Origin of the sequence: Pseudomonas sp. NBRC 111124, assembly GCF_001320245.1 — a bacterium.
GTDB lineage: Bacteria > Pseudomonadota > Gammaproteobacteria > Pseudomonadales > Pseudomonadaceae > Aquipseudomonas.
In genome coordinates this window covers 26,728-42,147 of the sequence record NZ_BCBA01000071.1, presented here as the reverse complement: position 1 = coordinate 42,147, position 15,420 = coordinate 26,728, and the positions used below count along the sequence as shown (strand labels likewise).

The following is a 15,420-nucleotide window of genomic DNA, read 5'->3' as shown; positions in this document are numbered from 1 at the left end:
TACACCGAGCAAGGCGAATGGTGTGGAAGGGCAGGCCAGCGTGCTGGTCAAGGATTATCGTTATGCGGCAATAGACAGTATCGTCTCCAAACGCAATAGGATACTCAGACGCAAGCTGGGCGAGTACTGGCTGGAAGTGGAGCGTGAGGGCCTGTACGAGGGTAGCTTGGAGCACGGAGAGCTGTTGAGTGAAACAAGCTACGTGTATATCCGATCGACATTGGATAACTTGCGTCATGGGCGTATCGAAAGCAAGAAGGTTGTGCGAAATAAGCATGAGACGCTGGTCACGTATGACTACGATCTTTTGACTGAACAGGCACATCCGATACTTGAAGAAACTCAGACTGTTATCGGCTATGACCATGGCGAAGCGATGGAGGGAGGGCAGTTACGCGACTCCAGCAAGGAGATTAAGGTTCAGCATTCGGTGTTGATAGGTGAACCCATGCTTAACCGTGATGATAACGACGTAAAAATCGCCTATGCGTATGATGGGTTGCGCCGCGTCGTGAAAGAGACCGTGTCACCTGATGACCCTGAGTATGTTGCCTCTCGCCGTTACGAATACTACCTCACTTCCACACTGGGCCAACAAGCCAGCCAGATTGAGTATGACGTGAAGGGCGTGGCCACGCAAACCTATGTCAATGGAAGCAACAAAGTTGTCAAAACCGAGCGGTATGACGCCGATGCGACGGAACACTCGCGTCAGGACACGTTCCGGGTCAACTATGAAGCTCACTTCGATCCGCTGGGCAATCTGATTGCCGAGGATGAATATGACTGGCTAGGGGATAAAGACCTGGTGCTTTCCAGTAAGATGCGGTTCGATGCCTGGGGCCAACAATATTGTGAAATTGGCCCTGACGACGTCTGGCATTACGAGGTGACGGACCTGATTGGCACAGTGGCATCGGGGAAAAGGCCAATCCAGACCATCTGGACGCAGACGAAAGATGGCAAGTTCAAAAGTGGCAAGAACATCACCTGGCTGAATGCGTTCGACAAACCTGTACAGGTGCAACGCGTGCGTCTGGATGGCGTTCAGGAAAGTCTGCATCGTTATTATTACGATGGCCTGGGGCGTACCGCACGCGAGGTTGATGGGCGTCAAGCGATTACACGCTTCGAGTACGATGCGTTTGATCGGCTTGTCAAGCATACACTGGCGGACAACAGTGTGGTATTGCGCGACTATGCGCTTTATACCGATGAGGATAAGCCGATCAGGATATCGGTGAATGGGAAGCTGTTGGGCGAGCAGGTGTTTGATGGGCTTGGCCGCATGATCACGTCCGTCACCGGCGGTCGTATCAAGCACTATCTGTATGAGAACGGCCAACTTAATCCTAGCCACGTGAAGACACCCAAGGGTTTTCTGATCGACTACGAGTATGTTCCACAGCTGTCTGAAGAGCCCGTCGTCCGGCGTTCGGTTGGGGTGGACGCCAGTTTTGATTACGACCCGAAGAATGCACGACTGATGAAGTGTGTTGAAAACGGTCTGGTCATGGAGCGCAAGTACTTCAGCACCGGCGAGCTTCGCTATGAAAGTCGCTCTGACGGAGGCATCGAGCCCTATGAAATGCACTATGAAAAAAGCCTGCGTGCACGTGATCTGTGCTACACCGATGTTCTGGGTGCCAGGCAGCATTATGAATACGACGCGGCGGGGCGCTTGATAAAGACGTCACTTGGCAACACGCATGCCGTGTTCACCTACGACGAATTGGGGCGCACGCGCAGCTTCAAGACCACCGAGGGTGAGCAATGGCTAGAGACGATTTTGAGTTACGACGATTTTCATCGGGAGTGTGAACGTACCTTCCGGATGCCGGGCGAAGTTCAAGTCCTGGTGCAGCGTTATGATGGCTGTGACGCACTGGTGGAGCGAAAACTGCTGGGTAATAACGCGACCTTGCGTGAGGAGCACTATGGCTATGACCCGCGCGCTCGGCTCATTAGTTATACCTGCAAGGGGGCGTTGCGGCCGGAGGATCCTTACGGCAAGACCATCAATAGCCAAGACTTTGAGTTTGACGAAGTGGACAACATCACGTTTGTCACCACGCGTTTCTTCGATGCTTCAGGTGCGGTCGAGCTCAAGAATGTGGCGAGCTATTTTTTTGAAAACTCACAGGATCCTGCGCAGCTCACGTCCTTTACCAATACGCATGAGGACTACCCATCTCATGTTGCACTTGAGTATGACGAAGATGGTAACCTCACGGTGGATGAGCAGCTTCGGAAGCTGGACTACGATGTCTTTGGGCGATTGAGTCACGTGTCGCTGCCTGATGGCCGCGTCAGCGATTATGGTTATGATGCTACAGACCGTTTGATCAGTCAGTCAGCTAATGATGCATCTGCCTGAAGTCCGCCCATCTTGACAGGCTGTGAATGAATTAGTTGACATTCTGAATGTGCCGCTATTTCTCGACTGTACGGTGTCATCATTGGATGCACTGGCAGGCGAGGGATAGCGGTTTTTTATTGTGTCATCGTTCCCGCAATGGACGTGGTGCGTTTGCTGTTGTCCAGTTTTGTCAAGCTGATAAAACTGCTAGTTGTGATAGGGGCGGAGTGGGGTCAGATTGGAGCACGTGATTCTTCAACCTCCACCACCGGAGCAATACCCATGAGTCGGTTTGGCAGAATCTTCAGTAAAGCAGAATTGAATCGCCGTGAAAATCGGAAACAGAAGCGAGACGGCATGCAGCGCAACGCCTGCGCGCTGGCTGATTCGGCACCGCGCGTGGATCCGAGCGCATTGGCGGACGCAGCGGATGGAACGCTCTGGGCAGACATTTTGAAGGACCCAGCGAAAGATCTCGTTATCGAAATCTACAAGTGGAATCTGGCGCCGCCTCCTGGTGAATTCGATGCGCTGTATGTTTATCATCAAATTGGCACTGCGGGGCCAAAAGAAGAAATTTATAGTGGGCAATTTGCAGCGGGTGATGCAAGTAAATTCCCGCTTCCTGTCAAGTTGGACAAGCATGATCAAAGTTACTTGGCCGATGGCGATCATCTGTTTTTCTATGAGATCGAACTCTATAGCGGTGTTCCGCCCCAGCCGTCAGATACCCTGAAGCTGCGTTTCGATCGCATGGGCCCGAATGAGGGGCAGCCACCCAAAGAAGTGCCATCACTCCCGGTCATCACCGACGCTAACGTGGGCAGTATTGAGCTGACGCTGCCAGATTATTCCGATAGGGCAACGGGCGATCAGGTGTTTTGGTGGATCAGCAAGGAGATCCCGGAAGGCGAGCCTACCCTGCCGCCCGAAGGCGACGCGCCAGTGACCCAAGCGGACCAAAAGCTCCCTGTGCGTCAGGCGTCCCTCCAGGCGCTTGGCGATGGAGAGGCCTGGGTGGCCTACCTGTTGATCGACAAGGCAGGGAACAAGAGTTTGCTTTCTCTGCTGACAAAGGTATCGATCACACTCGGTGCCTTGCCTACCGTCTTGCTGCCTCCAGAGGTGCCATTGGCCCAAGATGGTCTGGTCGACCGTGAAGACGCGATGCAGGGGATCATCATTGAGATCCCCGATATCACAAACTTCAAATCTACCGATGAGTTCAACCCACGTTGGGGAATTCAAGATCTGGGGTGGAGGCCCATTGGGCTTGGCGCCTTCCCGATACCTGTTTCGGTCGATTCAGCCGTTGTCCGCGAACAATACGGCCAGCCGGAAGTGGGCACAAAAGGTGTAAACGTCAGTTATCAGGTACGGCGCGGTATCGAGACTCAAGGTGATGCCTTTACCGTCGTGGATGTGAACTTTGAAATGATCGGGCCTGTTGATCCGGGGCCGGATCCAGATCCAGAATGGCCTGATCCTGTCAATCCGCGTTTGCCATTACCCCATGTATATGGGCAGGGCTCAACAACACCTGACCTCTTGGGCCCGGAACATGATCAGTTGGATGCAAGTTTGGAGTTCGAGCTCTATGAAGGGCTCATGGAAGATGATGAGGTGCAGTTCTTCTGGGGGGGCGAGCACATCGTTGGCGTCGATTATACAGTCCTCGACACCGACAAAGCCGGTGATCTGCGTTCGATAGAGATTCTGTGGGAGTATATTAATCGAACCGGCAATACGACGGTGCCGGTTCATTATGAAATCAAACGCACCACCGTGCCCAACAAGGGCATCTCAGGAAAACAGGGCGTTGTGGTTAATGCGATTGTCATTCATCCCGATGCCCCTGAATTTGTGGGCGTCAATGCAAGCGGATGGATGACGTGTAGCGCACTGGATGTACCCGCAGATCCTTCGATTCCGCCCGCTATCCTCGTCACCGTGGAAGACCTCAGCCAGTATGGATTGACGGACGGAAGTACGGTGCATCTTTACTGGTGGGCATTGCACAGTACTTCGGGTGATGACGAGGTCATCGACTGGGACGAGGAAATCACGTTGGGTGTGAATTACCCTGTCACCGGTTTCAATTGGCGAATCCCCTATGAAGACTACGTGCTGCCAATCTACGAATTCGATAGCAATGACCATAGTGGTCGCGGCTTTGTGCGTTATGAATTCGAGTCAGCCTTGACGGCTTCCGGGAAGCGAGTGCCGGTGATTTCGGACGAGGGCATGGCGAAGTTTGCAATGCATGGCACCACTGATCCTTGCGACTTGCCCTAGGTCCTTTTTGCTTAGGAGTAGCCAGTCGCAATCAGACTATTCCTACATAAACTTCGGAAATTGAGGCGTAGTTTCGCGAACTTCATTCGCCATGGGCGGCCACTTCGACACAGAGGCCGCCAGATTGAGGTAATTGCCCCATGTCTTTTTGCACCCTTGGTGTCAACATCCGTCCCCAGCGTTTCATGGCCTGGGCATTGCTGGCGCCGTTGACGCTGGCAATCGCTAGCCATGCCCAGGCGCTTTCCCAGGTTGAAGGGCAGCGCACCATTGGAGCGGGCACCCCGACCGATGACTACGAGCTGAAGCCCGGCGCCACCTTGAATGCCATTGGAGCAGACATGGGCTATGTGCTCCTGCGCTCCGGTGCCACCTTCAACATGAATGGCGGCACCGTGAACTCCGGCAGTGTGCGCAACGGGGTTGACCTGGCGGGCAGCAGCAGCGCCAGCATCAGCAACGGTGCCACGATCATCGCCGACTCCTACGGTGTGCGGCTCAACCACGATGGCAATGGCAACGGTGCGAGTGCAACCGTGAGTGATAGCCATGTGCAGGGCAACCTTGGCGCTGCCTATATCAGCCAGGACTCCACGTTGAATGTCACCCGCAGCACGCTGGTCGCTACCGGTGAAGGCCGTCCTGCGGTGGATATGTTCAAAGGCGGCACGCTCAATGCTCAGGACAGCACCATCACTGGCACTGGTGCGGGGCTGCGGGTGAATGGCTCGACGGCTACGGGTGCCGCCAGCATCAACTTGCAAGGCACGCGCGTTGAGGGCCTGGACGGTCCGGCGATTCTTGTCGGTCGTGCAGAGCTGCCAGGTGCCGAGGCTGACATTGTCGTGGGGCCTGGGTCCAGCCTGGTCGCAGGCAACGGCACCTTGCTGGAAGTGGTTGGCAGCTCACGGGCAGACATGCGCGTCGACGGTAGTCACTTCCAAGGCGACGTGCGCGCAGAAGCAGGCTCTACCGCCAATCTGACCCTGGATAACCAGGCAAGCCTGACCGGTCGGCTGGAGAACGTTGCGGGGCTTGCCCTCAACAACCAAGGGCGCTGGAACATGGTCGAGGACAGCCAGGTCGGCAGCCTGGCCATGAATGGCGGTGTGGTCAGCCTGGGCGAGCCAAAGCAGTTCCTTACCCTGGAACTGGGCACACTGAGCGGCAATGGCACGTTCATCATGGATGCGGATTTTGCCACGGGAGAAACCGACTTCCTGAAGATCGGGAATGCCACCGGTAGTCACAGTTTGCTGGTGGGAAGCAGTGGCAACGAGCCGGCAAGCGAGAACTCATTGCATATCGTGCATGCCGATGCGGGTGATGCACAGTTCTCGCTGGTCAATGGCCCGGTTGACTTGGGGGCATTTTCCTATGAGCTGCAACAGCGCGGTAACGACTGGTACCTGGATGGGTCGCGAAAGATCATCAGCCCTGGCACTGGCGCTGCGCTGGCGCTGTTCGGCACCGCCCCTACCGTTTGGTACGGCGAGCTCAGTTCGCTGCGCAGCCGCATGGGCGAGTTGCGCCTGGATGAGCGTAAATCTGGCGCCTGGATGCGCAGCTACGGCAACAAGTACAACGTATCCGAATCTTCGGGCGTGGCCTATTCGCAGAACCAGCAGGGTGTTTCGCTGGGGGCGGATGCGCCCTTGCCGTGGGGGGACGGGCAGTGGCTGGCAGGGGCCTTGGCAGGTTACAGCACGTCGGACCTCAACGTTGCGAGGGGCGCCTCTGGCGAGGTGAAAAGCTACTACCTCGGCCTTTACGCGACCTGGTTGGACGCAGTCAGTGGCTATTACTTCGACGGCGTGGTGAAACTCAACCGTTTCGACAACGATGCCAAGGTCAATCTGAGCGACGGTACGCGCACCAAGGGCAGCTACGACAACATGGGCGTAGGTGCTTCGTTGGAGTTCGGCCGTCACATTCCACTGGATGATGGTTATTTCGTCGAGCCTTTCACCCAATGGTCGGCAGTCAATATCCAGGGTGACAGTTATCGAATGAAGAACGGGCTGAAGGCCAGCAATGATGATACCCAATCACTCCTGGGCAAGGCGGGTGCCACGCTGGGGCGCAACTTCGACCTGGGTGAGGGGCGCGTGGCCCAGCCCTATGTACGCATGGCGTATGTGCATGAGTTCGCTACCAACAACCAGGTCAAGGTCAATCAGCATCGTTTCGACAACGACCTTTCCGGTTCGCGTGGAGAGCTGGGTGTGGGTGTTGCCGTTTCGCTGATGGAGCGTTGGCAGGTGCATGCCGATTTCGATTACAGCAATGGCGACAAGCTCGAGCAGCCCTGGGGGGCCAACGTGGGCGTGCACTACAGCTGGTAAGTCATCTCTTTGGCCACTGGCCCACTTGTGGAGAAGGCGTTATGAATAGTGCTTGTCGGTATTGGGTCCAGTTTCAAGCATGGGTATTTCGCCTCTTCGGGCGTCGGCCGGTTCAGCAGCGCAATGAAGTATTTGCACCTCCAAGAGTGGAGGCGATGCTGGAAGACATCACTGACGGGCAGCCTAACCTCCTTCCCGTTGACGCATTGGAAGATCCGCTGCGTGTAGAGATACCCATGTGGCCAATTTCGCTCCCCAGTGAGAATGATCCAGAAACCCTCAGGTTTTACTGGAATGGCGTTGTACACACGACGAAAACCTTCACATCGACTGTGTTGCCTGCAGATTTGATCATTGAAGTGGGAACCGAGTACCTGTTGCACGGCAGACCAACGCTTTATTACGAGGTTCAGATCTACAACGGGGAACACGGTCGATCGGGGGAATTGCAGCTGACAATCGACCGCGAAGCTCCAGTACTCGGGGGGGATGAAGGCATGTTGGTGTTCCCGGACGAGGTCGTGAACAACGGCGTTACAGCCCACTATCTGGAAGTCAATGACGATCAGTTGCAGGCCTTGGTGCCTGGCTACAAGACACCTGAAGTAGGTGACACGATCACGTACTTCTGGAACCGTAAACACAACGATGAAGAGTACGCGGGCGAGCTCACCCTGAAACAGGCGGATATTGGCGGCCCACTGACGCTGGTATTTGATGGCCAGATGATTCGTGACCGCGAGGACGGTGTGCGCTATGCGTATTACCGGATCAAGGACCGTGCGGGCAACCAAAGCCCCCGTGCACGTATTGTCGATCTTGAAGTTGCGGCAGAAATTGCTCCTCGGCAGTTACCGTGGCCGGAGCTACCGAAAGCGAGTGGAGCGGGAGCCACGCTCACGCTTGATCTGAAAAAATTGTCGGGTGACCTGGTTGGCATGTTGCCTGAAGCTGCGGAGATCTATCCGGAAGATACGCTCACGCTACAGTGGGGCGTGCCAGGTGAACTGGGTGCGGTGACTATTGCGGAGTCGGACGCCAAGGGGCAGTTCCTGATCCCTAGGGATAAGCTCGCCATGCAATCTGGCAAAACGTTGCCTTTTTATTATCAGGTAGCCACATTCGATGGTCAGGTACTTGAGTCGGTCACTCCGCATCGACAAGTGGAGGTATTGGCCTACATACCCTACTTCCCGATTCCGCAGATCAAGGAAGCGATTGTGGGTTACCTGAAATTAAGTGATGTTATTGGCAGCGCGCACTTTCGTATCGCGACGTGGACCTATGTCAGTACGGATCATCTGCTCAGGTTTGAACTCAAAGGCCATGACTTGAATGGGCAGGCGGTGGCCTATCCAGTGGAGGCCTACAAGGTGACTGAGGGTGACATCACGAGCCGACTGATTGGCGGTGATGATACGTTGTTCGTACCCAAGGCCTGGCTGGAGGCGCTCAAGGTGGGGACTCAATTGCAGCTGACTGCAACGGTCAGCTTCGATGGGGGCCATAGCTGGCCCCCTTCACCGAACCTGGGTACGCTCGATCTGCAGTTGTTGGCTTGATTTCATTCTTCGAGTTGCAGCGCAGTAGTAGTGGCGGCGCTTGCAACTCCATAGTCATTGATCGTGGAGAAGGTGAGCTGCAGCTTCGCCTGCAAGGGGTTGCTGTTCAGCCGGTAGATTTGTTCGCCGAAAGGAACGGCCATGGCCATGCTGCGCACTTTCTCGGTCTGCTCGCCGTTGGTCAATTCGAGGCGGCTGAAGGTGTAGTGGTAGGGGGAAGGATTGTTCACCACCAGATGCGGTACACCTTCAATCTTGCGTAGGGACCACTGCAGGTGCTTGGCATGGTCTTCAGGGCGGCCCTGTAGCTGGCTTGGACGATGGAACACCTTGATGCGCGTGCGCATCGCGATGTTCAGCATGTTTTCACCCTGGTCTTCTACTTGTGGAATCTCTTGCAGGTTGAAATAGAACAGGGATTCCCGGTCGGTCGGCAGGTCGTTTGGCACGTTTTGAATCTGAACAAGTTGCTCCATACCCGGGTCCAGGCGGAACAGGCCGGGGGTGGCAATCAGGGGGACAGGCGTGTCGGTATCGTCCTCTTGGGTATTGACCCACGTCTGGGCGGCGAAAACCTTGGTGCTCGGATTGGCGACCACAACCGAAGAATTGCGTGCATCGCTTGAATGAATCACGCGTGTATTACTGATAGTCAGGGCTGCCTCGGCGGCAGGTAGGCAAGCGGCCAGACAAATGCCGAGCATGGCTTGTCGCAAGCCGAGGGAGCGTTGGATGGATTTCATGTGAAGGCCCATGTGTAGCAGGTGGATCCAGGCGCACATCGTGCGGCCTGGAACGGTGTTACTTGAGGTCGAAGACGAAGCTGACGTCCGTGTTCGCGTCGCCTGCCGTGACAGGGATGGCGGTGGCGCGGTAGGCCGCGTAGAACAGCATGTCGGTCGGGTTGGCGTCGTCCAGGTCATAAGCCTTGGATTCGCTGCCGTTGGCAATCAGGGTTCCGGTATTGTCCTTGATGGCCAGCCCCAGGTTGGTTGCCCCACCTGCTTGCAGCGCGTGAAGCTCGCCAGCAGTGCCTGTATTGCCGTAGGCACCGGTGAAGGTTACATAGCCATCGTTGGTGGAGGTATCACACCCAGTGCCGGGGGTGACGCGCATGGCGAAAGGGCGAGAGTTGCCTTCGTCGTTAATTGCCTTGAAGCGCCCGTTGGCGGCATTACCCATTGGGATGCGATCCAGCTTGGCCCCGGTTGCCGGGTCGATGATGTCGATCGAGCAGGTGCCGCTGGTGATTTGGCCGTAAAAATGAATGGAGCCGGTGTTGGCAAATGCCGTGCTGCTCAGGCCCAAGGCCAGGGCGGCGGTTGCCAGTAACTTTTTCATGTCTGTTATCCCCGTTGTCTACATGAAGGCCTGACATCAAGACATGCATCAGGCCGGATCTATCGATACCGGCTGGTCTTGTGTAACCAGCCGGGACGGGGAGCTTAGGAGGGCGGAGGGGGCGGGTATGTAAGTTAAATCAGCATCTGCTGTGGATCATTCGTTTGCCTGTGAGTGCCACAGGTTTCAGTCATCGGTGGGCTGGCCTGCTTGGCTGAAAAGCTGCTTTTGCTGATGCCAGTCAAAGGGCTCACCGCGTTGCTCGGCTTCGTAGCGACGCTCTTCCAGGCTTTGATAAAGCGCCAGCTCTTCGTCAGGCATGAAGTGCAGGCAGTCGCCACCGAAGAACCACAGCAGGTCACGGGGTACCAGATGGGCAATTTGCGGGTAGCGCTGAATGACCTGGCAGATCAGGTCCTGGCCCAGATATTGGCTTTCCAGCGGGTCTTGAGGGAGCAAGGTGAGCAGTTCGTCGAAGCGTTCGAGGAACAGGGCGTGGCTTTCCTCTGGTACCTGGTCGGCTTCACCCAGGGCAACCAGAATAGTGCGCAGGTGGTGTAGCAGTTGCAGGTGATAGTCCAGGTTGGGGGTGGCCATGGTGAGGTCCTCGAAATGTTGAAACGGGCGCGAAGTATACGTGGGTTGTGGCCAGGTGGAAGGCTGACAAGGCCGCGTGGCGGCCCTGTCTGATGCCTGGTCAGCGTATCTGGCCTTGTATGGGCTGCAGCTGTTGTTTGTCGAAGGCATCCACTGCGATCACCGCTCGGCGTGCCTGCTCTGCGGCTTGCAGCTGCTGACCTTCTTGCTCTTGAAGCACGCCCGCTTGCACTGCAGCTTTGATCGGACACTGCCCTGGCGCGGGTTGCACGGCACCGTCCTTGAGTGCCTGGGACAACCGTTTGTGCAAGGGGGCAGTTTCGTCCAGTGCATCGCACGCACGCTGCAACGCAGCCACCGCATCGTCATCGGCCTCAGGCCGGAAACAGCCGGCCAGTAGCTGCTCCAGGGCGGGGTCGCCCTTGCGGCGCCCCAGCAACTCGGCCACTTCGGCATCCAGTCCGTCGCTCGGCCCGGTGTGGCGGCGTCCAAACGGGAACACCAGCACGCGCAAGGCGCAGCCGACGAAGCGGTTGGGGAAGTTGTCGAGCAAACGGTCCAAGGCGCTTTCCGCCTGCCCCAGGCTCTCCTCCATGGCCCAACGCAGCAACGGCTGCATGTAATCTGGCGAACCCAGGTCGTGGTAGCGCTTGAGTGCGGCGGACGACAGGTACAGGTAGCTCAGTACATCGCCCAGGCGGGCACTCAACCGCTCACGGCGCTTCAACGCCCCGCCCAGCAACATCATCGACAGGTCGGCCAACAGGGCGAAGGCTGCAGCCTGGCGATTCAGGGCGCGGAAGTAGCTTTGGCTCAACCTGTCGCCAGGTGCCTTTTCGAGCGCTCCAAGCCCCAGGCCAAGCACCAGTGTGCTGGCGGCGTTGCCGATTGCGAACAGGATGTGCTTCATCAACAGGTCATCGAATTCGCCAAGCGCCTGGTCATGGTCCTCACGCCCGGCGAGGGCCATTTCTTTGAGTACGAACGGGTGGCAACGAATGGCGCCCTGGCCGAAGATCATCAAGTTGCGCGAGAGAATGTTGGCGCCTTCGACCGTGATGAAAATTGGCGCGCCTTGCCAGTTTCGCCCCAAGTAGTTGTTGGGCCCCATGATGATGCCCTTGCCGCCATGCACGTCCATGGCGTGGCGGATGCATTCGCGGCCGCGCTCGGTGAGGTGGTACTTGAGGATGGCCGACAGCACCGAGGGTTTCTCACCCAGATCCACCGCCTTGGTGGTCAGCAGGCGAGCACTGTCCATCAGCCAGGCGTTACCACCGATGCGCGCCAGAGACTCCTGGATGCCCTCGAACGCGGCCAGCGGTACGTTGAACTGTTCGCGTATGCGGGCGTATTGCCCTGTCACCAGGCTGGTGTATTTGGCCGCGCCAGTGCCGACTGCCGGCAGGGAGATCGAACGGCCCACCGACAAGCAGTTCATCAGCATCATCCAGCCCTTGCCGAGCATATCCTTGCCGCCGATGAGGAAGTCCAGTGGTATGAAGACATCCTTGCCGCTGTTGGGACCATTCATGAATGCGGCACCGAGGGGCAGGTGACGTTTGCCGATTTCCACGCCCGGCGTATCGGTGGGGATCAATGCCAGGCTGATACCTAGTTCCACGCGATTACCCAGCAGGTGGTCCGGGTCGTAGGCTTTGAATGCGAGGCCCAGCAAGGTGGCGACGGGGCCCAGGGTGATATAGCGCTTCTCCCAGTTCAGGCGCAGGCCGATCACGGTTTCGCCCTGCCACTGCCCTTGGCAGATCACTCCGGTGTCGGGCATGGCGCCAGCGTCGGAGCCCGCCATGGGGCCGGTAAGGGCGAAGCAAGGGATCTCTTCGGCTCGTGCCAGGCGTGGCAGGTAGTGGTTGCGCTGCTCGTCGGTGCCGTAGTGCAGCAGCAGTTCGGCGGGGCCGAGGGAGTTGGGCACCATCACGGTAGATGCCAGGTCGCCGCTGCGGGTGGCCAGCTTCATCGCGACTTGGGAATGGGCATAGGCCGAGAAGCCTTTGCCGCCGTATTCTTTTGGGATGATCAGGGCGAAGAAGCCCTGGGACTTGATATGCGCCCAGGCCTCGGGTGGCAGGTCCAGGTCCTGGCCGATCTGCCAGTCGCTGACCATGGCGCAGAGCTGCTCGGTGGGGCCATCGATGAACGCCTGCTCTTCTTCCGTCAGCGTGGGTGACGGGTAGTCGAGCAAGGTTTGCCAGTGCGGGCGACCGCTGAACAGTTCGCCGTCCCACCACACGGTCCCGGCGTCGATTGCCTCGCGCTCGGTCTGCGACATGGGCGGCAGCGTGCGACGGAACCAGTTGAAGACAGGGCGGGTGAGCACCTGGCGGCGCCACTGCGGCAGCATGAGTAACGCGATTTTCAGCGCCAGCACCAGCGACAGCAGCGTCAACAGCCAGGCGGGTGCGTTGCCGAACAGGCCCATCAGCAGCACGTAGACCGCTACCGCGCCGAGTATCTGCAAGGGCGGCAAGCGCCGGTGAGTTAGATAGGCTGCACCTAGTACCATGACCGCCAACCACAACAGCAACATAGTCTTTTCTCCGTGACCGAGGGCTTCAAGCCGATGCAACAAGCGTAGACAGCCTTGCTGCAAAGGCCTGCTCAAAACAGTGACAGAGTATGGCTGGAGGAGTTCGCTGTGGTCCGGTGGCGCAGGCATGGTCGCCAGGTAATGTTGCTAGTCGCTGAAAAGCTCGAGCATGGCGTCTACCTCTATGAACGGGTGTGGAATGATGGTCATGGCCCAGTACCAGCTTTCTTTTTCCTCGGTCTTGTCCACATCCACGGCCATTATCACCGTGCAGAGTGACGGTGCGTCGCTGTCAGGCGTGAATAGTCCTTGGCTATTGACCTTGCCGTTGCCTGCCAGGACGTGCCAGCTGATGTTTGGCAATGGCACGGGCCTTTCAACGCCTGTCAACGAGGTGTAGTACATCGACAGCTGCAGTTTGCCCGATTTTTTCGTGGCCTTGAAATAGTGCGTTTGAGCGAAGTATTCCGATACCCAGGTGGCGTAGGCTTCACTGCTACTGGTGGTTGCCTTGACGATATCGGCCACTGCCGGCAGAGATATCTGTCGCGTGCTGCTCTTGAGCATGGCGGGGATGAGGGTCTTGCAATCGGGGTTGGCTATTGCGTTGGGGCTTAGGTCGCCTGGGGGCTGATAGTGCTGAGCGCCGTCAATGGTCTTGATGGATCCTGCGCTCGGCTGTTCGACACTCCAGCTAGGTTTGGCAGATTGCGGAGTGGCTGCCAGCTTCTGTGGCCCTGCTGTAGAGGAAATGATCGTGGCCAGCGGAACCGTTCGCAAGGGCTCAGGCGTATTGCCAAGGTTGCTGTCGCTCATGTTGTTGGGGTCGACACTAGCGAAGCTTGCCAGGAATAGATCCGTGTACATCATGCCACCACCCATATACACCCAGCCGAGGGGGGGCAAGATGATACCGGGGAACCAACCTATATCGATCGGTGGGGTGGAGGGCAATGTGTAGGCCAGCCACTGCAGGTCATCGTTTATGTTGAAATCAACGTAAATCCAAAGATTCAGTTTGCGCCTCCCCAGTGGCAGGCGGGTCAAGAGCGTTTTCTTCTGCTCTGCATAGTGTTTTTCAAAAATTGCCAAGTCCTGGGCGGCGCCGGTCCAGGACAGTCGGGGCGTCTTTTTCCAATGCCAACTCACGTCGGCGAGGTCGTTATATTCGAGTGTCAGGTAGCTGCTGTCCAGGTCGAGGATGAATGTGAGTGTGCTTTCATCTCTGGGCCCGTAGTCACTGAGTTCTTTGATGGTGCTTCCTTTCATCCCTTTGTTTTTAGTGGTCACGATACGGCTATCTTTTGCTACTCGACGGCGGATGGTGACGTTACGAAGGTAGGTGTCGTATTCATGTATTGTCGGCCCCAGGTGTATTGAGCTTCTTTCCCAGCGTTCACCTGTAATCAGGTCTCGTTTGGTGGTGATAACTTCATTATGTAGCGTGTTCGTTGAGTTGTTTTGATAAAAAGTTTTCCAACGCTGATGGACTGCGTCGATCGGGCAGAATCCATAAAGAACCCATTCTGGGTTAAGTTCTTGAGCGGGCGTGTTCATTGTGTAGTCTTCAGGTTATGTATTTCTGGAGTATTGGATTCTATGGATTGCGCGTCTACTGGCATTTTTACCAGTTAAACTCAAGCATGTGCTTTGCATGCTCTCGATTGTTGCATTCAATATCGATAATGAAGGGCGATTGCAGTACACTGCCGGCCTCTGCACTCATGCATAAGGACATTGCCATGCTGAAGATCTGGGGCCGCAAGAATTCGAGCAATGTACGCAAGGCGCTGTGGATCGCCCACGAACTGGGCCTGGATTTCGAGTCGATCGATGCCGGTGGTGCCTTCGGCGTGGTCAACGAGCCGCATTACCGTGCGCGCAACCCCAATGGCCTGGTGCCGATGCTCGAAGATGGCGACCTGACCCTCTGGGAGTCCAACACCATCGTCCGCTACCTGTGCGCTGAATACGGTGCTGAGCAGGGCTGGTATCTGGAAGACCCGCGCCAGCGCGCCCTGGCCGACAAGTGGATGGACTGGACCACCTCGTCCTTCGCCGGCCCGTTCCGCCCGCTGTTTTGGGGCCTGCTGCGTACCCCGGAAGACCAGCGCGACTGGGTGGCAATCAATGCCGCATACAAGCAATGTGCCCAGTTGCTGGCCATCGCTGACGAAACCCTGGCCAAACAGCCGTACCTCTCCGGTGACCAGATCGGCATGGGTGACATCCCACTGGGTAGCTTCGTCTACGCGTGGTTCGAAATGCCTATCGAGCGCCCGGCCATGCGCCACCTGGAAGCCTGGTACGAGCGCCTCAAGGCCCGCCCGGCCTACCAGGCTGCAGTGATGACGGCGCTGACCTGATCGAACA

General features: G+C 57.0%; 10 protein-coding genes. 5 read left to right on the top strand and 5 right to left on the bottom strand.

Annotated features, from left to right (window positions below; translation table 11 throughout):
- The 4 genes from APH28_RS24885 to APH28_RS24870 form a co-directional block, all read left to right on the top strand.
- On the top strand, nt 1-2,377 hold a 2,377-nt coding region (locus APH28_RS24885; protein WP_177334295.1), incomplete at its 5' end, for an RHS repeat domain-containing protein.
- Between the two features lie 264 nt (nt 2,378-2,641).
- Nucleotides 2,642-4,654, top strand: a complete 2,013-nt coding sequence (locus tag APH28_RS24880; protein ID WP_060513122.1) for a hypothetical protein — start codon at nt 2,642-2,644, stop codon at nt 4,652-4,654.
- 140 nt (nt 4,655-4,794) lie between these two features.
- A complete protein-coding gene (locus APH28_RS24875) occupies nt 4,795-6,999 on the top strand; it encodes an autotransporter outer membrane beta-barrel domain-containing protein (RefSeq protein ID WP_060513121.1) in 2,205 nt (734 codons plus the stop codon).
- Between the two features lie 155 nt (nt 7,000-7,154).
- Nucleotides 7,155-8,561: a hypothetical protein gene (locus APH28_RS24870; protein WP_060513120.1), complete on the top strand. Its 1,407-nt coding sequence runs from the start codon at nt 7,155-7,157 to the stop codon at nt 8,559-8,561.
- Nucleotides 8,562-8,563: 2 nt separating this feature from the next.
- Here the strand turns inward: APH28_RS24870 and APH28_RS24865 are convergent, their stop codons facing one another.
- The 5 genes from APH28_RS24865 to APH28_RS24845 form a co-directional block, all read right to left on the bottom strand.
- Nucleotides 8,564-9,304, bottom strand: coding sequence for a molecular chaperone (locus APH28_RS24865; protein ID WP_082432391.1), 741 nt, complete (start codon nt 9,302-9,304; stop codon nt 8,564-8,566).
- 58 nt (nt 9,305-9,362) lie between these two features.
- A complete protein-coding gene (locus tag APH28_RS24860) occupies nt 9,363-9,902 on the bottom strand; it encodes a fimbrial protein (protein ID WP_060513119.1) in 540 nt (179 codons plus the stop codon).
- 186 nt (nt 9,903-10,088) lie between these two features.
- Nucleotides 10,089-10,499 carry a PA2817 family protein gene (locus APH28_RS24855; RefSeq protein ID WP_060513118.1) on the bottom strand — a complete coding sequence of 137 codons (411 nt, stop codon included), beginning with the start codon at nt 10,497-10,499 and terminating at the stop codon, nt 10,089-10,091.
- A 100-nt stretch (nt 10,500-10,599) separates the two neighbouring features.
- Nucleotides 10,600-13,047: an acyl-CoA dehydrogenase gene (locus APH28_RS24850; RefSeq protein WP_060513117.1), complete on the bottom strand. Its 2,448-nt coding sequence runs from the start codon at nt 13,045-13,047 to the stop codon at nt 10,600-10,602.
- Between the two features lie 147 nt (nt 13,048-13,194).
- Nucleotides 13,195-14,604, bottom strand: coding sequence for a hypothetical protein (locus tag APH28_RS24845; protein ID WP_156340945.1), 1,410 nt, complete (start codon nt 14,602-14,604; stop codon nt 13,195-13,197).
- A 185-nt stretch (nt 14,605-14,789) separates the two neighbouring features.
- Between APH28_RS24845 and APH28_RS24840 the strand changes: the two genes are divergently transcribed.
- Nucleotides 14,790-15,413 (top strand): glutathione S-transferase, encoded by a 624-nt coding sequence (locus APH28_RS24840; protein WP_060513115.1) that lies wholly within the window; start codon nt 14,790-14,792, stop codon nt 15,411-15,413.
- Nucleotides 15,414-15,420 lie beyond the last annotated feature (7 nt).

Excerpts from the sequence above, each read along its gene's own strand:
- APH28_RS24880 (WP_060513122.1), top strand. The coding sequence starts at position 2,642 with ATGAGTCGGTTTGGCAGAATCTTCAGTAAAGCAGAATTGAATCGCCGT.
- APH28_RS24875 (WP_060513121.1), top strand. The coding sequence starts at position 4,795 with ATGTCTTTTTGCACCCTTGGTGTCAACATCCGTCCCCAGCGTTTCATG.
- APH28_RS24870 (WP_060513120.1), top strand. The coding sequence starts at position 7,155 with ATGCTGGAAGACATCACTGACGGGCAGCCTAACCTCCTTCCCGTTGAC.
- APH28_RS24865 (WP_082432391.1), bottom strand. The coding sequence starts at position 9,304 with ATGAAATCCATCCAACGCTCCCTCGGCTTGCGACAAGCCATGCTCGGC.
- APH28_RS24860 (WP_060513119.1), bottom strand. The coding sequence starts at position 9,902 with ATGAAAAAGTTACTGGCAACCGCCGCCCTGGCCTTGGGCCTGAGCAGC.
- APH28_RS24855 (WP_060513118.1), bottom strand. The coding sequence starts at position 10,499 with ATGGCCACCCCCAACCTGGACTATCACCTGCAACTGCTACACCACCTG.
- APH28_RS24850 (WP_060513117.1), bottom strand. The coding sequence starts at position 13,047 with ATGTTGCTGTTGTGGTTGGCGGTCATGGTACTAGGTGCAGCCTATCTA.
- APH28_RS24845 (WP_156340945.1), bottom strand. The coding sequence starts at position 14,604 with ATGAACACGCCCGCTCAAGAACTTAACCCAGAATGGGTTCTTTATGGA.
- APH28_RS24840 (WP_060513115.1), top strand. The coding sequence starts at position 14,790 with ATGCTGAAGATCTGGGGCCGCAAGAATTCGAGCAATGTACGCAAGGCG.